This is a genomic window from Microbacterium sp. NPDC089698 (assembly GCF_044749045.1).
Lineage (GTDB): Bacteria > Actinomycetota > Actinomycetes > Actinomycetales > Microbacteriaceae > Microbacterium.
The window spans coordinates 89,151-107,739 of the sequence record NZ_JBIVHE010000004.1 but is presented as its reverse complement, the minus strand read 5'-3'; the positions used below and the strand labels follow the sequence as shown (position 1 = coordinate 107,739).

At 71.6% G+C, this 18,589-nt stretch carries 16 protein-coding genes and 1 other RNA gene; 14 read left to right on the top strand and 3 right to left on the bottom strand.

From position 1 onward, the window contains the following. Positions 1-18: 18 nt before the first annotated feature. Positions 19-1,047: an AAA family ATPase gene (locus ACIPY5_RS12475; protein ID WP_400971192.1), complete on the bottom strand. Its 1,029-nt coding sequence runs from the start codon at positions 1,045-1,047 to the stop codon at positions 19-21. 113 nt (positions 1,048-1,160) lie between these two features. Between ACIPY5_RS12475 and ffs the strand changes: the two genes are divergently transcribed. The 4 genes from ffs to ACIPY5_RS12455 all read left to right on the top strand — a co-directional run bounded on the left by ffs (position 1,161) and on the right by ACIPY5_RS12455 (position 5,737). Further along, positions 1,161-1,257, top strand: an RNA gene (ffs, locus tag ACIPY5_RS12470) — signal recognition particle sRNA small type. A gap of 391 nt (positions 1,258-1,648) precedes the next feature. Next, on the top strand, positions 1,649-2,353 hold the full coding sequence (locus ACIPY5_RS12465) for a hypothetical protein (RefSeq protein WP_400971190.1): 705 nt from the start codon (positions 1,649-1,651) through the stop codon (positions 2,351-2,353). Between the two features lie 115 nt (positions 2,354-2,468). After that, positions 2,469-3,206, top strand: coding sequence for a beta-phosphoglucomutase family hydrolase (locus tag ACIPY5_RS12460; protein ID WP_400971187.1), 738 nt, complete (start codon positions 2,469-2,471; stop codon positions 3,204-3,206). Positions 3,207-3,232: 26 nt separating this feature from the next. Next, positions 3,233-5,737, top strand: a complete 2,505-nt coding sequence (locus ACIPY5_RS12455; protein ID WP_400971184.1) for a glycoside hydrolase family 65 protein — start codon at positions 3,233-3,235, stop codon at positions 5,735-5,737. A gap of 67 nt (positions 5,738-5,804) precedes the next feature. On the opposite strand, the gene ACIPY5_RS12450 is transcribed toward ACIPY5_RS12455, so the two are convergent. Next, positions 5,805-5,981 carry a DUF1918 domain-containing protein gene (locus ACIPY5_RS12450; RefSeq protein WP_400971181.1) on the bottom strand — a complete coding sequence of 59 codons (177 nt, stop codon included), beginning with the start codon at positions 5,979-5,981 and terminating at the stop codon, positions 5,805-5,807. 167 nt (positions 5,982-6,148) lie between these two features. On the opposite strand from ACIPY5_RS12450, the gene ACIPY5_RS12445 reads away from it, so the two are divergent. The 3 genes from ACIPY5_RS12445 to ACIPY5_RS12435 are packed head-to-tail and all read left to right on the top strand — an operon-like array spanning position 6,149 to position 10,280. Beyond that, positions 6,149-8,623, top strand: a complete 2,475-nt coding sequence (locus tag ACIPY5_RS12445; protein WP_400971178.1) for a DNA polymerase III subunit gamma and tau — start codon at positions 6,149-6,151, stop codon at positions 8,621-8,623. A gap of 56 nt (positions 8,624-8,679) precedes the next feature. Beyond that, positions 8,680-9,273: a recombination mediator RecR gene (recR, locus tag ACIPY5_RS12440; protein WP_292723559.1), complete on the top strand. Its 594-nt coding sequence runs from the start codon at positions 8,680-8,682 to the stop codon at positions 9,271-9,273. Next, entirely contained in the window at positions 9,270-10,280 is a 1,011-nt protein-coding gene (locus ACIPY5_RS12435; RefSeq protein WP_400971173.1) for a DMT family transporter, read from the top strand. Before recR ends, ACIPY5_RS12435 begins: the two co-directional genes overlap by 4 nt. Here the strand turns inward: ACIPY5_RS12435 and ACIPY5_RS12430 are convergent. Continuing rightward, positions 10,246-10,719: a DUF2871 domain-containing protein gene (locus ACIPY5_RS12430; protein WP_309341478.1), complete on the bottom strand. Its 474-nt coding sequence runs from the start codon at positions 10,717-10,719 to the stop codon at positions 10,246-10,248. The two genes, ACIPY5_RS12435 and ACIPY5_RS12430, sit on opposite strands and share 35 nt — an antisense overlap. A gap of 96 nt (positions 10,720-10,815) precedes the next feature. On the opposite strand from ACIPY5_RS12430, the gene ACIPY5_RS12425 reads away from it, so the two are divergent. The 7 genes from ACIPY5_RS12425 (at position 10,816) to ACIPY5_RS12395 (ending at position 18,585) form a co-directional block, all read left to right on the top strand. Then, entirely contained in the window at positions 10,816-12,159 is a 1,344-nt protein-coding gene (locus tag ACIPY5_RS12425; protein ID WP_400971169.1) for a sensor histidine kinase, read from the top strand. After that, complete coding sequence (locus ACIPY5_RS12420) at positions 12,156-12,773, top strand: response regulator transcription factor (RefSeq protein ID WP_309341476.1); 618 nt, start codon at positions 12,156-12,158, stop codon at positions 12,771-12,773. The genes ACIPY5_RS12425 and ACIPY5_RS12420 overlap by 4 nt, the downstream gene beginning before the upstream one ends. A 262-nt stretch (positions 12,774-13,035) precedes the next feature. Beyond that, positions 13,036-14,322 carry an aspartate kinase gene (locus tag ACIPY5_RS12415; protein ID WP_309341475.1) on the top strand — a complete coding sequence of 429 codons (1,287 nt, stop codon included), beginning with the start codon at positions 13,036-13,038 and terminating at the stop codon, positions 14,320-14,322. A gap of 171 nt (positions 14,323-14,493) precedes the next feature. Beyond that, on the top strand, positions 14,494-15,558 hold the full coding sequence (locus ACIPY5_RS12410) for an aspartate-semialdehyde dehydrogenase (protein ID WP_400971165.1): 1,065 nt from the start codon (positions 14,494-14,496) through the stop codon (positions 15,556-15,558). A gap of 80 nt (positions 15,559-15,638) precedes the next feature. Next, positions 15,639-17,099, top strand: coding sequence for a malate dehydrogenase (quinone) (mqo, locus tag ACIPY5_RS12405; protein WP_400971162.1), 1,461 nt, complete (start codon positions 15,639-15,641; stop codon positions 17,097-17,099). 9 nt (positions 17,100-17,108) lie between these two features. Then, positions 17,109-17,729, top strand: coding sequence for a thymidine kinase (locus tag ACIPY5_RS12400; RefSeq protein ID WP_400971159.1), 621 nt, complete (start codon positions 17,109-17,111; stop codon positions 17,727-17,729). Between the two features lie 139 nt (positions 17,730-17,868). Continuing rightward, positions 17,869-18,585 (top strand): FadR/GntR family transcriptional regulator, encoded by a 717-nt coding sequence (locus ACIPY5_RS12395; protein WP_400971607.1) that lies wholly within the window; start codon positions 17,869-17,871, stop codon positions 18,583-18,585. Positions 18,586-18,589 lie beyond the last annotated feature (4 nt).

The window sequence follows — 18,589 nt, the reverse complement described above, 5'->3', positions numbered from 1 at the left end:
GCGCGCGCTCTCGCCGGTTCACCGTGGAAGGCCCACCGGCACCGGGATCCGCCGGACGATGCCCTCGAGGGCGGCCTCGATCGGGCGCGCGCCGGCCCGGTGCAGCCCGCGGGCGGGGATGAGCCGGTGCGCGAGCACGGCGGGGAGCAGCGAGGTGAGATCGTCCGGGACGACGTAGTCGCGCCCGTCCAGCGCGGCCTGCACCTTCGCCGCACGCACGAGCTGCAGCGTCGCCCGGGGGCTCGCCCCGAGGTGCAGGTTCGGGTCGTTCCGGGTGGCCTGCGACAGCGCCACGGCGTACTCCTCGAGCGCGGGCGCGACGTGCACCGCCCGCGCCCAGGTGATCAGCGCGCGCACGTCGGTCGCGGTGAGCACGGGGCGGATGCCGTCGAGCGGGTTGGCCGTGTCGCGCTGGCGCAGCATGAGCGTCTCGGCCTCCGCATCCGGATAGCCCATCGAGATCCGCATCATGAACCGGTCGCGCTGCGCCTCCGGCAGGGCGTAGGTGCCCTCCATCTCGAGGGGGTTCTGGGTGGCGACCACGAGGAAAGGATCCGGGAGCGGCCGGGAGTTCCCGTCCACCGTGACCTGGTGCTCCTCCATCGCCTCGAGCAGAGCGGATTGCGTCTTGGGGGAGGAGCGGTTGATCTCGTCCGCGATCACGATGTGCGCGAACACGGCGCCCGGCTTGAACTCGAACTCCTGAGCGACCGGGTTGTAGACGCTCACGCCGGTGACGTCGCCAGGCAGCAGATCCGGGGTGAACTGGATGCGCCGCACGGTCGCGTCGATGCTGGCCGCGAGAGCGCGCGCGAGCATCGTCTTCCCGACGCCCGGCACGTCCTCCACGAGCAGGTGCCCCTCCGCGAGCAGGCAGATCAGCGCGCTGCGGACCGCGTCGTCCTTGCCGTCGATCACCTCGGTGATGGAGGACAGGATCGCGGCCGTCTGCCGGGCGAAGCCGGTCGCGTCGATGCCGGCGGCATCGCGGGAGGTGGCGTCCAGGGCGGTGCTCGTGGTGACGTCGGCGGTGTTCGTGGCGTGCATGCGTCCCTCTCACCGGGCGCCGCGGTGCGCCCGCGTCTTGATCGTAACCCGGGGCGGGGACGGGGAGGGCGGGGATCCGGTCTCAACAGCCTGCGACCTCGGGTAGACTGGACGACGGCTCTCCGCGTGGCGGCACCCAGGCCAATTCCCCCAGGGCGGAAACGCAGCAAGGGTAACCAGGCTCTGCCGGGTGCGCGGAGGGTCTTTTCTTTTGCCCGGCGCTGAGCGACTCGTCGTGCGTATCGCCTGTGTCGCCGGCCGGTGTCGTTCCGTCCTGCGCAGCAGCGGGATCCGGGACGTTCTGACCAGATCGGAAAGATCCTCTGATCGGGGCGTTCGAATGTCCGTGGTCCTGGGTTGAAGAGGGCATCACCACCGCACCCTCGACACCTCGGGATGGCGGATCCGCATGAGCCACGGGGTCCCCGAGATCCGCGGACCGCACTGGTGGGATCCGCACGGCGCCTGGCGCCGCCCACGCAACCGCGGTGGCAGCCCGGCATCATCCGCCGGACCCTCGCCGATGCCGTCGGCCCACCCGGGTGACCCGTCCCAGAACCAGGTTCGAGGGATCGGCCCGCAGACGCGCTAGTGTCCGAGCATGGGACGCGATGAGCGCAGGCCGACCGTGTACTCCGCGGTGCCGAAGAACCTCACGACCCCGTACGTGATCCCGCCGCTCGAACACGATCGGGACGGCCGCCCGCGCCCCGCCGGCGCCCCGGCGCCCGAGACGCCTCCGCAGCGGCGGTCGTGGGCGCCCCTCATCTTCATCGCGATCGCGGCGCTCATCCTGATCCCCGCCGTGATCGGGCTCGTCGCCGGGCTGTCGGAGCAGTCCTCCTCCGACGGTTCCGCGCCCGACGGTGTCCAGCCGGTCGTCGAGACGAGCGCGCCCGCCGCCCCGGCACCGCCCGTGGTCCCGGCTGCCGATCCGGCCTTTCCCGCGCTGGACCCTGCGCAGCTGGAGGCGCTGCTCCGCGATCCGGCCGGCCACGAGGGGGAGCAGCACACGGCCTACGTCGAGATCCAGGTCGGCACGGAGACCATTCCGCAGAGCCTGCGCGACACGACGGGGCTCATCGGCTTCGTCGGGGCCGCGCAGCCGGAGCGCGCGCTGCAAGACGCCGCGAACCCGGTCGCCCTGACCGCGGATCCCGGGATCCTCGATGCCGCCGTGAGCGGAGATGTGCTCCGGATCGGATTCGTGGTGCCCTCGGCCGCAGGGCGGACCACGGTGTACAACGGTTCCGGGATCCCGGAGCTGCGGGTCGTCACCGCCGAGAAGGTCGCGACTCTGCCCTGAGGATCCGACGCCCGCACGCCTTCCCGCGGCACCCCGTGCCCACTAACCTGGACAGGGTGGCACCCAGACGTGCCGGTCCGAAAGATCCCGCTCTCAGCCACCCGGAGGCTCCGCCGTGCCCGACACCCCCGCAGCGCTTCCCGATCTGCATCGTTCGGCCGCCGTGCTCTTCGATCTCGACGGCGTGCTGACACCGACCGCAGAGGTGCACATGCGCGCCTGGCAGGCGGTGTTCGACGAGGTGTTCCTGCTCTGGGACATCGCGCCGGCGTACACCGACGAGGACTACTTCGCCTATGTCGACGGCAAGAAGCGCTACGACGGCGTCGCGAGCCTGCTCCGCAGCCGCAACGTCGAGATCCCGTGGGGATCCGTCGACGACGATCCGGAGGCCGACACCGTCTGCGGGATCGGCAACCGCAAGAACGTCGCCTTCTCCGAGGCGCTGCGCCGCGACGGCATCGCGCCCTATCCCGGATCCCTCGCCCTGCTGCAGGAGCTGCGCGCCGCCGAGGTGCCGATGGCGGTCGTATCCAGCTCCAAGAACGCGGAGGAGGTGCTGGCGACGGCCGGCATCCGCGACTTCTTCACGGTGGTCGTCGACGGTGTGGTCGCCGAACGCGAGCACCTCGCCTCCAAGCCCGCCCCCGATGTGTTCCGCGTGGGCGCCGAGCGCATCGGCGTGGATGCGGCATCCGCGGTCGCCGTCGAGGACGCGACCAGCGGCGTCGCCTCGGCCGCCGCGGCCGGCTACGGCACGGTCGTCGGCGTCGACCGCGGCGCCGGAGCCGACTCCCTCCTCGCCCACGGCGCCACCGTCGTCGTGGACGACCTCGCCCGCTTCCTGTCCTGAACCGATCCCCTCACGGAGAGCACTGCATGATCGATCGCGACCTCTTCCCCGTCGACCCCTGGCGTCTGGTCGAGACGTCCTATCCGCATGTGAACCCCGGCGTCTCCGAGACGCTCATGGGCCTCGGCAACGGATACCTCGGCCTGCGCGGCAACCACATCGAGGGCCGCAACGCGCTCGAGCACGGGACCTTCATCAACGGTCTGCATGAGACCTGGAAGATCCGCCATGCGGAGCAGGCCTTCGGGTTCGCCGAGGTCGGCCAGACGATCGTGAACGCCCCCGATGCCAAGGTCATGCGGGTGTACGTCGACGACGAACCGCTGAGCTTCGACGAGGCGGATGTGCGCGAGTACCGCCGCGAGCTCGACTTCCGCACGGGCGTCCTCCGTCGCGAGGTGCTGTGGGAGACGCCGTCGGGCAAGCGAGTGCGCATCCGCGACGAGCGGATCGTGTCGTTCGTGGAGCGCCACCTCGCGGTGCTGCGCCTCGAGGTCACGGTGGAGAACTCCGACGCCCCCGTGACGATCTCGTGCCAGCTGCTGAACCGTCAGGACGGCGAGGACGTCTACGGCGGGGTTCCGTCGATGGCGGCGGGATCTCCGGGGGAGAAGGCCGGCTTCGATCCGCGCAAGGCGGAGCGGTTCGGCGACCGGGTGCTGCAGCCCGCCGAGTACTGGCAGGACGGCGGGCGCTCCGCGCTCGCGTACCGCGTCGCCAACTCGGGCATGACTCTCGCGGTGGTGGCCGATCACCTGGTCGAGACCGAGAACGAGTACACCGCGCGGCAGCTCGTCGAGCCCGACATCGCGAAGAACGTGTTCCGGGTGCAGGCGAAGGCCGGCGTCCCCACGCGCGTGACGAAGCTCGTCAGCTACCACACCTCCCGCGGCGTGCCCGCGCGCGAGCTCATCGACCGCTGCCGCCGCACCCTCGACCGCGCGGCGGTGGAGGGCGTCGAGGCGCAGTTCGCAAAGCAGGCCGAGTGGCTGACCGCGTTCTGGGAGCGCAGCGATGTGCGCATCGCCGGGCACGACGACCTGCAGCAGGCGACACGCTGGTGCCTGTTCCAGATCGCGCAGGCCGCCGCGCGCGCGGACGGCGCGGGCGTCTCGGCGAAGGGCGTGAGCGGATCCGGCTACGGCGGGCACTACTTCTGGGACACCGAGGTGTACGTGCTGCCGTTCCTCACCTACACGTCGCCGCAGTTCGCGCGCAACGCGCTGCGCTGCCGCGTGCACATGCTGCCCGCCGCGCGCCGTCGCGCCGGCCAGCTGAACGAGGGCGGGGCGCTCTTCCCCTGGCGCACGATCAACGGCGAGGAGGCCAGCGCCTACTACGCCGCCGGCACCGCGCAGTACCACATCAACGCCGACGTCAGCTATGCGCTCGGGAAGTACGTGCGCGCGACCGGCGACGACGACTTCCTCTACCGCCAGGGCGTGGACATCGCCGTCGAGACCGCGCGGATGTGGGCGACGCTCGGGTTCTGGCGCTCCGCCGCGGGTGTCGACACCTTCCACATCCACGGCGTCACCGGACCCGACGAGTACACGACGGTCGTCAACGACAACCTCTTCACGAACGTCATGGCCCGGTACAACCTGCGCTTCGCGGCGCGCGTCGTGCGGGAGATGGCGGCGGATGCGCCGGAGGCGTATGACGCGGCCGTGGAGCGGCTCGGCATCGAGCCCGCCGAGGTCGAGCGCTGGGAGCGCGCGGCCGACGCGATGCACATCCCGTTCAGCCCGGCGCTGGGGATCCACCCGCAGGACTCGCTGTTCCTCGAGCGCGAGGTGTGGGATCTGCCGGCCACCCCGGCCGAGCAGCGCCCCCTGCTGCTGCACTTCCACCCGCTCGTGATCTACCGGTTCCAGGTCCTGAAGCAGGCGGACGTGGTCCTCGCGCTGTTCCTACAGGGCAACCACTTCACCGAGGCGGAGAAACTCGCCGACTTCGAGTACTACGACCCGCTCACCACGGGCGACTCGACCCTGTCGGCGGTCGTGCAGTCGATCCTCGCGGCGGAGGTCGGCTATCAGGACCTCGCGCACGAGTACTTCGAGCACGCGATCTACGTCGATCTGGGCGACCTGCACCGCAACGCCTCGGACGGCGTGCACGTGGCGTCCGCCGGCGGCGTGTGGACCGCGCTCGTGTGCGGGTTCGGCGGCATGCGCGACCACGACGGCGATCTCAGCTTCGATCCCCGCCTGCCGACCGACTGGCCCGAGCTGTCGTACCCGCTGCAGTGGCACGGATCCCAGCTGCAGATCACCCTGACCGCGGACCGGCTGCTGGTCGAGGTCCGGTCGGGGGATCCGGTCTCGTTCTCCGTGCGCGGAGCGATGCACACGGCCTCGTTCGATGCTCCTGCCGCCGTGCACCTCGCGGACCAGGGGCCCGTCCTCCGCGGGCGCCCGGAGTTCGGCTCGCAGGCACGGCGCGAGGACGGCACGATCCTGTCGCCGACCGTTCCGACGACCTCGGCGATCCCGATCGTCGGCTACGCCGGAGAGTCGGGGGAGTAGTCCGGGCCGTGGCGCTGGTCCCCGAGACTTCGAGGGGACCGGCGCCCGTCCGCATTCCTGTGCCGGCCTAGTCGCCGTGCTTGATCTCGCAGTCACTGCCCGGTGCGAGCACCGCCTCGTGCCCGTCGTCGTAGCGCACGACCAGGAGCTCGCCGCGCACCTCGAGGACCACGCCGGACCGCTCCGCGCCGCCCACCACCCGGCCGTGGATGCGGATCCGGTCGCCTGCTGCCACATGCGTCATCGTCCACCTCCTCTTTCAGGGTACGTCCGTTCGAGGGGCTGCGGCAGGGGTTCTCCCGGCCTTCTCCCGCACCGTCCGGCGCGGCGCGGGCGCCGACGCCTCGGCCGTCGCGGTGCCGGCGCCGGACGGCCCGCGCCGATGTCCGACGCACACCGTAGTCTTGACGGGTGAGCACAGCCCTGTACCGCCGTTACCGGCCCGAGAACTTCGGGGAGATGATCGGGCAGTCGCAGGTGACCGATCCGCTCATGACCGCGCTGCGCAGCGACAGGGTGGGCCACGCCTACCTGTTCTCCGGCCCGCGAGGCTGCGGCAAGACCACGTCCGCGCGCATCCTGGCGCGCTGCCTGAACTGCGCCGAGGGCCCCACCGACACCCCGTGCGGCGTGTGCCCGAGCTGCGTCGAGCTGTCGCGCAACGGCGGCGGATCCCTCGACGTGGTCGAGATCGACGCGGCCAGCCACAACGGCGTCGACGACGCCAGGGATCTGCGCGAGCGCGCGACGTTCGCGCCCAGCCGCGACAGGTTCAAGATCTTCATCCTCGACGAGGCGCACATGGTGACGCCGCAGGGCTTCAACGCCCTGCTGAAGCTCGTCGAGGAGCCGCCGCCGCACATCAAGTTCATCTTCGCGACCACCGAGCCCGAGAAGGTGCTCGGCACGATCCGCTCCCGGACGCACCACTACCCGTTCCGGCTGGTGCCGCCTGCGGCGATGCTCGAATACGTCGAGAAGCTGTGCGCCGAAGAGGGGGTGACGGTCGCCCAGGGCGTGCTGCCGCTCGTCGTGCGCGCCGGCGGCGGATCCCCGCGCGATACCCTCTCGCTGCTCGACCAGCTCATCGCGGGCTCGGAGAACGGCGACGTCGGCTATGAGCGCGCGGTCGCACTGCTCGGCTACACGCACTCCGCACTGCTCGACGAGATCGTCGACGCGCTCGCCGCGGGCGACGCGGCCGGCGCCTTCCCCGCGATCGACCGGGTGGTGCAGACCGGACAGGATCCGCGCCGCTTCGTCGACGACCTGCTCGAACGGCTGCGCGATCTCATCGTGATCGCCGCCGTCGGCGACGGCGCCTCCGCGGTGCTGCGAGGGGTTCCGGAGGACGAGCTGACCCGCATGCGCGGCCAGGCCGCGGCCTTCGGCGGTCCGCGCCTGTCGCGCGCGGCGGACCTCGTGAGCTCGGCGCTCGACGACATGTCGGGCGCGACCTCGCCGCGTCTGCATCTCGAGCTGCTCGTCGCCCGCGTGCTGACCGCGCTCGCCGGAGGCGGGGAGGCGGCTCCTGCTCCGGTTCCTGCTGCTGCGGCCGCTCCGGCACCGGCGGCCGCTGCCGCTGCGCCGGCTGCCGCTGTCGCACCGGCACCGGCACCGTCGAAGCCTGCCGACCCGGCAGCGGCCGCATCCCCGGCGCCGGCCGCATCCCCGGCAGACGCCGCGGGCCAGGCTGCCGCCCTGCCGGAGTCGGCCCCTGCCGCCGCGTCCGAGCCGACCCCTGCGGCCCGGCCCGAGCCCGCCTCGTCCAAGCCGGCCTCGTCCGAGCCCGCCTCGGCGGCTGAGCCCGCGTCCGTGGCGGAGCCCGCCCCGGCGTCCGCATCGGGTCCCGTCGACTTCGACCGGGTCCGTGGCGCCTGGGCCGCCGTGCTCGGTCGACTCGAGAAGATCAGCCGCGGATCCTGGCTCGTGGTCACCGCCGTGCAGCCGCTCGCGTACGACGCCGAGACCGAGGTGCTCACACTCGGGTTCCCCGGACCGAACGACGTCGCCCGGTTCAAGGGGACGAAGCCCGGCGACGGACCGTCCGACCACCTGCGCACGGCGATCGAGGGCGAGCTCGCCGTCAAGGTCAAATACCTGCCGGCTCCGCTGCCCGCGGGCGCTCCCGAGCGGAACTTAGCCGAGAGCGGGAAGGCCCCGCGCCCCTCCGACCAGACCTCGTCCGAGCCCGAGGAGCGCAGCGGGTCCGGATCGGCGCCGTCCGCCCCCTCGTCGAGCACGGCTCGTGCGCCGCAGCGCCCTGCTGCAAAGGCCGCCGCTCCTGTCACGGAGTGGGCGGTCGCCACGATTCCGCAGGGGGAGCCGGATCCTGCTCCGCAGACGGACGCCGGCCCCGCGATGCCTGTCGCGACCGATCCCGCCGCGTCGGCAGCAGCCGCGCCCGCGGCGGCCGCACCCGCGACCTCCGAACCCCGGGTGGCGCAGTTCCCGGTCGACGAGGAGCCCGCCGACATCGAGGCGATGCCGGCGTCCGGCTGGTACGAGCCCGGGCACGACGGCGACGTCCTCGACGATGAGCCGCCGTTCCCGGACGACGCCGACGACCCCGGTCCTGACGCCGATCCCGGTCCCTACGGCGGCGCCCCCGAGCCCGCGCTGGCCCCGGCCGGACGAGCGCCGTCCTCGGCCGGCGCCGCGGAGGAGGATCCTGCGTCCGCCGCCCGTCCGGAACCTGCACCCGCCGCAACCCCGCCCGCCGCACGTCCGGATCCGGCACCGCGCTCCGCACCCGCGGTCACGGACCGGGCTCCACGCTCCGGTGCCCCCGGCGTGCAGCGCTACGGCGAGGCGGTCGTGCGCCAGGTGCTCGGGGCGAAGTTCCTCCGCGAGGAGCCGTACGAGCCGCAGACCCGGTTCCAGTGAGGAACCGCGACCGCGGCGACCAGAAGCAGTGAACGACCGATCATGAGGATCACGAGATGTACGACGGCATCGTCCAGGAGCTGATCGACGAGTTCGGCCGCCTGCCGGGCATCGGCCCGAAGTCCGCCCAGCGCATCGCATTCCACATCCTGCAGACGCCCTCCTTCGATGTGAAGCGGCTCTCCGAGCTGCTCGTCGAGGTGCGCGAGCGGGTGCGGTTCTGCGAGATCTGCGGCAACGTCGCGGAGCAGGAGCGCTGCGCGATCTGCCGCGATCCGCGCCGCAACGCCGCCCTGATCTGCGTGGTCGAGGACGCCAAGGACGTCGCGGCGATCGAGCGCACGCGCGAGTTCCGCGGGCTCTACCACGTGCTCGGCGGCGCGATCAGCCCGATCGCCGGCGTCGGACCCGACGATCTGCGGATCGCCCAGCTGATGACCCGGCTCGCCGACGGCACCGTGCAGGAGGTGATCCTCGCGACGAACCCGAACCTCGAGGGCGAGGCGACGGCGAGCTATCTCAGCCGGCTGCTCACCACCATGCAGATCACGGTCTCGCGTCTCGCGTCCGGACTGCCGGTGGGCGGCGACCTGGAGTACGCCGACGAGGTCACGCTCGGACGTGCCTTCGAGGGGCGGCGCGTGCTGTGAGCGGCACCGGCTTCAGCCGTCGCGGCTGGCTGCTCTTCGGGGCGATGTGCCTGCTCTGGGGCGTGCCGTACCTGCTCATCAGCGTGGTCGTGGAGTCGTTCTCCCCGGCGGCGATGGTGGCGGGGAGGACCCTCATCGCGGCGCTGCTGCTTCTTCCGTTCGCGATCCGCAGTGGTGCGATCAAGGCCGCCTGGAAGCACTGGCCCTGGGTGCTCGCGTTCGGCCTCGTCGAGATGGCCGGCCCGTTCTTCCTCCTCGGTCACGCCGAGCAGTCCCTGCCCTCGGGGCTGACGGGCCTGCTCGTCGCCACGGTTCCGCTGTTCGCGGCGCTCATCGCACTCGGCGGCGGCGACCGCAGCGTGCTGAGCCCCGCGCGCCTGATCGGTCTGCTCGTCGGATTCGTGGGCGTCGGCGTCGTGGTCGCGGGTCCGGGGCTCACGGGCGGCAAGGTCGATTTCCTCTCGGCGGGCGAGGTGCTGCTCGTCGCGGTGCTCTACGCGACCGCGCCGTTCATCGTCGCCCGCAAGCTCGGCCATGTCCCGTCGATCGGCACGATCACGCTCGCGCTGCTGTTCATCGGGATCCTCTACCTGCCGATCGCGCTGTTCACGCAGCACGCGGTGCCGACCGTGCCGTCGATCGCCGCCCTGATCGCCCTCGGCGTCGTCTGCACCGCGATCGCGTTCCTCGCCTTCTTCGCCCTCATCAAGGAGGTCGGCCCGGTCCGTGCGCCGCTGTTCACCTACGTCAACCCGGTGATCGCGATCATCCTGGGTGCGATCGTGCTCGCCGAGCCGTTCACCCCCGGCCTCATCATCGGGTTCCCGCTGGTGATCATCGGGTGCTGGTTCGCCGGAACCGGCGGCCGGCTGCGGCCGAAGGCCGCCGTCGACGAGACCGCGGTCGAGCTGACGGCCGAGCCGGTGCCGCCGGCGGAACCGGCGCCGCGCGACCCGGCCGCCCGGTCGGACGTCAGGACGCGCGACGGATCCCCTTCCACAGAGTGATCAGCAGCAGCACGAAGGCCGCGCCGATCAGGATGTGACCGGCGCCGGCGATCCCGGAGATCGCCTTCGACGCCTCGATCTTGAGCACGTCGAGGATCCCGTGCCAGGCCATCATCGCGCCCGTCACGAGCACGCCGGCGTTGTAGATCCAGAAGAACCAGGAGAAGAGGCGGCTCCTGGACAGCGAGAACGTCTTCTCGAGGGCGAGCACGATGAGCGTGACGAGCGCGCCGAGCGCGAGCAGGTGCGTGTGCACGAGCGCGAGCTGGCCGCTCACCCCGTTCGGGAAGCCCTCGGCCTTCGTGAACTCCCGGTAGAACAGCCCGGCCAGCAGGCCCAGCGCGATCCAGACGACGGCGGCGACGAAGAGCTGGGTGAGGGCGCGTCGCTGTGCGGGCGCGGAGGCGGAGGGGGCGGTGAGGTCGGCAGAAGCGGTCATGATGCCAGCTTGCGCGCATCCGCTCCGCGGCGCATCCATCGAATGAACGAGGCCCCGCACTGGGCAGAGACCCCGCCCGCGCGGGAGAATCGGAGCATGAGCAGCGCATCCGGATCCGCCCGTCGGCGGATGCTGCGCGGTGCGCGCTTCGCCCTGCACCTCATCACGGTCGTGCTCGTCGTCGTCACCACGGCGCGCGCCGGGATCGAAGGGGAGCTGCTGCCCGTCCTTCTCGCCGCGGCGGTGTACCTCGCCTGGTACGGCGCCGGGGCGGGCTTCGCGCACAAGCGCGCTTCCGTCTGGTGGATGCTGGGCCTGCTCGCGATCTGGGCCGGGATGCTCGCCCTGTCCGCGGAGTTCGTCTGGCTCGCGTTCCCGCTGCTGCTGCTCGCCGGCCACGTGCTGCGGCTGCCCTGGTCCCTGGCGTTCATGGTCGTGGTGCTCGCAGCCTCGATCGTCGCGCCGATGCTGCATCCGGGCGGAGTGCCGCCGGGGACGTTGCTCGCCCACCTGATCGGCCCTCTCGTCGGCGGCGGGTTCGCCTTCGCGGTGTCGCTGGGATACGACGCGATGCTGCGCGATGCGGCCGAGCGGGAGCGCCTGATCGACTCGATGCTGCGCGCCCAGCGCGAAGCCGAGCGCCTGCACGACGAGCTCGCCGCGAGCCAGCGCGAAGCCGGCGCGACGCGTGAGCGCACGCGGCTCGCCCGCGACCTGCACGACACGATCGCGCAGGAACTCAGCACCATCGTGATGCTCGCCCGCCTGGGGCCGGCGATCCCTTCGGCCGGTGCGGGCGCGGAAGTGCCCGCTGCTGGCGCCGATGCGGATCCCGCGGCCCCGGCCGTCGGCGCGCGTCCGGATCGCACCGCGCAGATCGAGCAGCTCGCCCAGCACTCGCTCACCGAGCTGCGCCGCATCGTCGCCGCACTCGCACCCGCCGACCTCGACGAGTCCGCCCTCGCCGCGGCGCTCGCCCGAATGCTCGACGCGCTGCGGGATGAGACCGGCGTCACCGGCACGCTGCAGGTGGATCCGGAGCTCCCCGCCCTCTCGACGCCGGTCGAGGTCGCCCTGCTCCGGGTCGCCCAGTCCGCGCTCGCCAACGTGCGCCAGCACGCGCGCGCGCAGACGGTCCAGGTCGCGCTGACGGCCGGCGGTGGATCCGTCCGTCTGCGGCTCGAGGACGACGGCGTCGGGTTCGATCAGGCGGTGCGCCCCTCCGACGCGTCCTACGGCCTCGCCGCGATGCGCTCGCGGCTGCGGGAGGGCGGCGGAGAGCTCACGGTCCGATCGGCGCCCGGCACGGGCACCACGATCGAGGCGACGCTGCCGCTCGGCGGGGGCGCGGGATCGAGCATCGGACCGGGTGCGGTCGGCGGCGCGGGGGAGATTCCTGGCGCCGCGTCCGGCACCGACGAGAGCGGGGGAGCGGAATGAGCGTCCGACTGATCATCGTCGACGACCACCCGATCGTGCGCGCGGGGATCCGCGCGGTCGTCGAGGCGCGCGGTTTCGACGTCCTCGCCGAGGTCGGCACCGGCGAGGACGCCGTCGAGGCCGCTCGCGAACTGCACCCCGATGTGGTCCTGTGCGACCTGAGGCTCGGAGAGGGCATGGACGGCGTCGCCACGACCGCGGCGTTGCGCGCGCTCCCGGTGCCGCCCGCTGTCCTGATCCTCACCACCTTCGATCACGACGCCCAGATCGTCCGCGCCGTGGAGGCGGGCGCCGCGGGGTACCTGCTCAAGGAGGTCGGCGTCGAGGTCATCTCCCGCGCGATCGTGGACGCGGCAGCCGGATCCACCGTGCCCACTCCGGGCGGGGACGAGCGCCTGGTCGCCGCCCTGCGCGCACCGCGGGTCGAGCTCACCGCGCGCGAGCAGGAGGTGCTGGCGCTCGTGGCCGAGGGACTCAGCAACCGCGAGATCGCGGTGCGCCTCTTCGTCACCGAGGCCACGGTCAAGACGCACATCGTGCACCTGCTCGACAAGCTCGGCGCAGAGAGCCGCACCGGCGCCGTCTCCGAGGCCCGCCGCCGCGGCCTGCTCTGACCACCGCGCAGGCCGGCCCTTCCTCGTCCACTCCCGTTTCGGGGCGTCCCCTGCCGTTTTGGGGCGCGCCACCCCCGGTGAACGTGTCGTGGGGCGCCCCAAACGGCCGGGACGCGCCCCAAACCGGAGGAAGCAACGGACGGGCCGCGACCAGGAGGGCACCGCCTCCCGGCCGTCACATACCGGATCCGGCATGGACTGCGCTCGTAGAATGTGCGGTGGTGCGCCGCCTCCGGCGCCCGGCATCCCCCAGGAGTGATCCGTGGCCCTCATCGTGCAGAAGTACGGCGGCTCGTCCGTCGCCGACGCAGAGAGCATCAAGCGCGTCGCGAAGCGCATCGTCGACACGCGTCGCGCCGGGCACGACGTCGTCGTGGCCGTGAGCGCGATGGGCGACACCACGGACGAGCTGCTCGACCTCGCGGCCCAGGTCGCGCCGATCCCCGCGCCTCGCGAGCTCGACATGCTGCTCTCCAGCGGAGAGCGCATCTCGATGGCGCTGCTCGCCATGGCGATCCACTCGATGGGCTTCGACGCGCGCTCCTTCACGGGCCCGCAGGCCGGGATGCGCACCGACAGCCGGCACGGATCCGCGCGCATCGTCGAGGTCACCCCGACGCGCCTGCGCGAAGCGCTCGACGAGGGCGCGATCGTCATCGTGGCCGGCTTCCAGGGCATCAACGACGACACGCAGGACATCACGACCCTCGGCCGCGGCGGATCCGACACCACCGCCGTCGCCCTCGCCGCCGCCCTCGACGCCGACGTCTGCGAGATCTACAGTGACGTCGACGGCATCTACACGGCGGATCCGCGCGTCGTCCCGCTCGCGCACAAGCTCTCGCACGTGTCGAGCGAGGAGATGCTCGAACTCGCCGCGAACGGTGCCAAGGTGCTGTACATCCGTGCCGTCGAATACGCGCGCCGGCACGGCGTCCTGATCCACGCCCGGTCGAGCTTCACCTCGACCGAGGGCACCTACGTTCTGGGCGAGGGCATGAAGAACCCCCGCGAATCCGAGGGAGCAGTCATGGAAGAGCCGATCGTCGCCGGTGTCGCCACCGACCTCAGCCAGGCCAAGGTCACCGTCGCGGGCGTGCCCGACGTGCCGGGGAAGGCCGCGGAGATCTTCAAGATCGTCGCCAAGTCCGGTGCGAACGTCGACATGATCGTGCAGAACGTCTCCGCCGCGTCCACGGGACGCACCGACATCTCCTTCACGCTGCCGAAGTCCGACGCCTCCGCCGCGCTCAAGGCGCTCGCCGCGGAGCAGGCCGACGTGGGCTTCGAGAGCCTGCTGCACGACGACCAGATCGGCAAGCTCTCGGTCGTGGGCGCCGGCATGCGCACGCACTCGGGCGTCTCCGCGATCCTCTTCGAGGCGCTGTCGACCGCGGGTGTGAACCTGGAGATGATCTCGACCTCCGAGATCCGGATCTCGGTCGTCGTGCGCGGCGACGAGCTCGCCGAGGCCGCTCGCGTCGTGCACGCGGCGTACGGCCTGGACGGCGAGGTCGAGGCCGTCGTCGCCGCCGGCACCGGTCGCTGACCCCCGCCGCACGGCCGCCCTCTGCGCCGGGACCTCCTCCGGACCCGGTAGAATCGCCCAAACCCTGACACCGGCGCCAGGCGCGGACCGATCCGCCACACCCGGCGACCGCGCCTCCGCCTCGTCCGCCGTCCGGCACCCGCCACGGCACGAAGCCAAGGAAGCATCCCCATGACCCGCATCTCCGACTCAGGATTCTCCGTCGCGATCGTCGGCGCCACCGGCCAGGTCGGCACCGTCATGCGCGACATCCTCGCGGAGCGCTCCTTCCCGATCCGCGAGCTGCGTCTGTTCGCCTCGGCCCGCTCGGCCGGCACCGCGATCGACTTCGGCGGCACGCCCGTCATCGTCGAGGACGTCGAGACCGCGGATCCCGCCGGTGTCGAGATCGCGCTGTTCTCCGCCGGCGCCACCGCGAGCCGCGCCTATGCGCCCCGGTTCGCTGCGGCCGGCGCGATCGTCGTCGACAACTCCAGCGCCTGGCGGATGGACCCCGAGGTGCCCCTCGTGGTGAGCGAGGTCAATCCCGAGGCGATCGCGGACACGCCCAAGGGCATCATCGCGAACCCCAACTGCACCACGATGGCCGCGATGCCCGTGCTCAAGGCGCTGCATGCCGAAGCGGGGCTCGAGCGCCTGATCGTGAGCACCTACCAGGCCGTGAGCGGATCCGGCCTCGCCGGCGCGCAGGAGCTGCTCGGCCAGGTGGAGGGCGTGCTCGCCCAGGGCGACACCCTGCAGCTCGTGCACGACGGCTCCGCGCTCGACTTCCCGCAGCCGGAGAAGTACGTGGCGCCGATCGCCTTCGACGTCATCCCGCTCGCCGGTTCCCTGGTCGACGACGGCCTCAACGAGACGGATGAGGAGAAGAAGCTCCGCAACGAGAGCCGCAAGATCCTCGGGCTGCCGGACCTCCGTGTCGCGGGGACGTGCGTGCGCGTGCCGGTCTTCACCGGCCACTCGCTGTCGATCAACGCCGAGTTCGCGAACGACATCAGCCCGCAGCGCGCCTATGACGTGCTGGCCGCCGCACCGGGCGTCGTGGTCGAAGAGGTGCCGACCCCGCTGTACGCCGCGGGCAAGGATCCGAGCTACGTCGGCCGGATCCGCGCCGACCAGTCCGCGCCGGAGGGCAAGGGTCTCGTGCTGTTCATCAGCAACGACAACCTGCGCAAGGGTGCTGCGCTGAACGCGGTCCAGGTCGCGGAGCTCGTCGCCGCGCACCTCGGCGACTGACCTCCGTCGCGGCGAATTCCGGTCGCCGGATGGCCGCCACGGCGAATATCGGCGCTCTCTCGGCGAACTAGACTGATCGGGTGACTGAATCCGTCGACGTCGTCCTCATCGGCGGTGGCATCATGAGCGCCACCCTCGGAACCCTGCTCCGCGAACTCCAGCCCGACTGGAAGGTCGTGGCCTTCGAGCGACTCGGAGACGTCGCGGAGGAGAGCTCCAACGCGTGGAACAACGCGGGCACGGGGCACGCCGCCCTGTGCGAGCTGAACTACATGCCCGAGGGCAAGGACGGCGCGCTCGACCCGGCGAAGGCGATCGGGATCAACGAGCAGTTCCAGCTCAGCAGGCAGCTGTGGTCGACGCTCGTCGATCGCGGCGTGCTCGACGCCCCCACGACGTTCATCAACTCCACCCCGCACATGACGTTCGTGCGCGGGCAGAAGGACGTGGACTACCTGCGCCACCGCTACGAGGTGCTCAAGGAGCAGCCGCTGTTCGCGGGGATCGAGTTCAGCGAGGACTCCCGCGTCATCAACACCTGGGCCCCGCTGCTCATGGAGCAGCGCCGCAAGGGCGAGCCCTTCGCCGCGACCCGCGTGCCGAGCGGCACGGACGTGGACTTCGGATCCCTCACCCGTCAGCTGTTCGACCACCTCACCGAGGACGACCGCTTCACCCTGCGGCGCAACCACGAGGTGCGCAAGCTCTCGCAGCGCAAGGACGGCACGTGGGACGTCAAGTACCGCAACGTGATCGGGCGCACCCCCGGCGAGATCAACGCGCGCTTCGTGTTCGTCGGAGCCGGCGGCTGGGCGCTCAAGCTCCTGCAGGGATCCGGCATCTCCGAGATCAAGGGCTACGGCTGCTTCCCGATCGGCGGGCAGTGGCTCAAGACGTCGAACCCGGCGATCGTGGCGAAGCACCAGGCCAAGGTCTACTCCCAGGCCCCCGTCGGCGCCCCGCCGATGTCGGTGCCGCACCTGGACACCCGCGTCGTGGACGGCGAGACCAGCCTGCTGTTCGGACCCTTCGCGACCTTCAGCCCGAAGTTCCTCAAGCAGGGCGGGATGCTCGACATCGTGACGCAGGTGCGCCCGCACAACCTGGGCAGCATGCTCAAGGTCGCGTTCACGAACTTCGACCTGATCAAGTACCTGGTCAGCGAGCTGTTGAAGACGCACCACAAGAAGGTCGCGACGCTGCGCGAGTTCATGCCGACCGCCGCCGACGGCGACTGGGAGCTGCTGCAGGCGGGCCAGCGCGCGCAGGTCATGAAGGGCGGCAAGCTGCAGTTCGGCACCGAGGTGGTCGCGGCCGCCGACGGCACGATCGCGGGCCTGCTGGGCGCCTCTCCGGGCGCGTCCACGGCGGTTCCGGTCATGCTCGACGTGCTGCAGCGCTGCTTCCCCGAGCAGTACGGGGAATGGGAGCCGAAGCTGCAGAAGCTGATCCCGACGCTGGGCGAGAAGCTCAACGACTCCGCCGCCGACGCGCGCGCGTCGATGGGCGCCACGGCGAAGACGCTCGACCTGACGGCCTGATCCGGCGCCGTGGCCAAGCTGTACTTCCGCTACGGAGCGATGAACTCCGGCAAGTCCACGGCGCTGCTGCAGGCCGCCTACAACTATGAGGAGCGCGGTCAGCAGGTGCTGCTCGCGAAGCCCGCGATCGACACCAAGGGCGCCTCGCAGATCGAGAGCCGCCTCGGCATGACCCGCGAGGTCGACTTCCTCATCGCCGCGGGGGAGAGTGCGCGGGAGCTGTTCCGTCACGAGCGCACGCGTGCGCAGGAGAGCGGATCCGATGTCGCCTGCCTGCTCGTGGACGAGGCGCAGTTCCTGGAGCCCGACCAGGTCGACGACCTGTTCCGCATCGCGGTGGAGGACGAGATCCCGGTGCTCGCATACGGGATCCGCAACGACTTCCTCACGCATGCCTTCCCGGGATCCGGGAGGCTGCTGGCGATCGCGCACACGCTCGAGGAGCTCAAGACGATCTGCCGCTGCGGCCGCAAGGCGGTCTTCAATGGCCGCCGGATCGGGGATCGCTTCGTGTTCGACGGCGACCAGGTCGCGATCGACGGCGCGCTTCGCGCGGCTCAGGAACCGGTCGCGTACGAGTCCCTCTGCGGCCACTGCTACCTCGAGGAGTCCCACGGCCGCCTCGGCTGACCCCTCCCTTCCGAGTCGTCCCCCTCAGCGCAGCCCATGGCGTGCGCTGAGGGGGACGACTCTGTTGTAGAGGGGGCGTTGCGTGGCCTGACCACAGAGGGTATCGTGTGGTCTGACCACAGGAGGGGCGATGACGGAGATGACGGATGCGCCGGCGCGCACCTGGCGCACGGTGCTGCAGCACGTCGAGCAGCGCCTGATCGACGGCGAGCTCGGGCCGGGGGACCGGTTGCCGAGCGAGCGGGATCTCGCGGCGGAGCTGGGAGTCGGGCGCTCCAGCGTGCGGGAAGCGATCCGGGTGCTCGAGGTGATGGGGCTCATCCGCACCTCGACCGGATCCGGTCCGCAGGCGGGCGCGATCGTCATCGCCGCTCCCGGAGGCGGCCTGTCCGCGCTCCTGCGGCTCCAGGTCGCCGCGCAGGGCTTCCCGATCGCCGATGTCGTCGGGACCCGCCTCATCCTCGAGCAGGCCGTCGTCAGGGCCCTCGCCGGGGGAGAGGGCGATACCGCCGAGATCCACCGCCTCCTGGACGCGATGGACGCCGACCTCAATGCTGCGGACTTCCTCGCACTCGACGCGCAGCTGCACCTCGCGCTGGCCGAGGCCAGCGGGAACGCGGTCGTCGCCGCGATGATGACGGGCCTGCGCGACAGCATCGAATCCTACGTGCGGACCGGATCCGCCGGGATCCAGGACTGGGAAGGCATGGCGGCCAGGCTCCGCGCCGAGCACCGCGACATCGTCCGTGCGATCGACGAGGGCCGCGCCGACGCCGCGACCGCCCTCGTCCGCGACCACATCACCGGCTACTACGCCGCGACCGGTCTGGCCGGCGCCGGCGACACGACTCCCTGATCGG

What these genes read in the sequence shown, in the direction of transcription:
- ACIPY5_RS12475 (WP_400971192.1), bottom strand. Translation starts at nt 1,047, where the DNA reads ATGCACGCCACGAACACCGCCGACGTCACCACGAGCACCGCCCTGGAC.
- ACIPY5_RS12465 (WP_400971190.1), top strand. Translation starts at nt 1,649, where the DNA reads ATGGGACGCGATGAGCGCAGGCCGACCGTGTACTCCGCGGTGCCGAAG.
- ACIPY5_RS12455 (WP_400971184.1), top strand. Translation starts at nt 3,233, where the DNA reads ATGATCGATCGCGACCTCTTCCCCGTCGACCCCTGGCGTCTGGTCGAG.
- ACIPY5_RS12450 (WP_400971181.1), bottom strand. Translation starts at nt 5,981, where the DNA reads ATGACGCATGTGGCAGCAGGCGACCGGATCCGCATCCACGGCCGGGTG.
- recR (WP_292723559.1), top strand. Translation starts at nt 8,680, where the DNA reads ATGTACGACGGCATCGTCCAGGAGCTGATCGACGAGTTCGGCCGCCTG.
- ACIPY5_RS12430 (WP_309341478.1), bottom strand. Translation starts at nt 10,719, where the DNA reads ATGACCGCTTCTGCCGACCTCACCGCCCCCTCCGCCTCCGCGCCCGCA.
- ACIPY5_RS12425 (WP_400971169.1), top strand. Translation starts at nt 10,816, where the DNA reads ATGAGCAGCGCATCCGGATCCGCCCGTCGGCGGATGCTGCGCGGTGCG.
- ACIPY5_RS12420 (WP_309341476.1), top strand. Translation starts at nt 12,156, where the DNA reads ATGAGCGTCCGACTGATCATCGTCGACGACCACCCGATCGTGCGCGCG.
- ACIPY5_RS12410 (WP_400971165.1), top strand. Translation starts at nt 14,494, where the DNA reads ATGACCCGCATCTCCGACTCAGGATTCTCCGTCGCGATCGTCGGCGCC.
- ACIPY5_RS12395 (WP_400971607.1), top strand. Translation starts at nt 17,869, where the DNA reads ATGACGGATGCGCCGGCGCGCACCTGGCGCACGGTGCTGCAGCACGTC.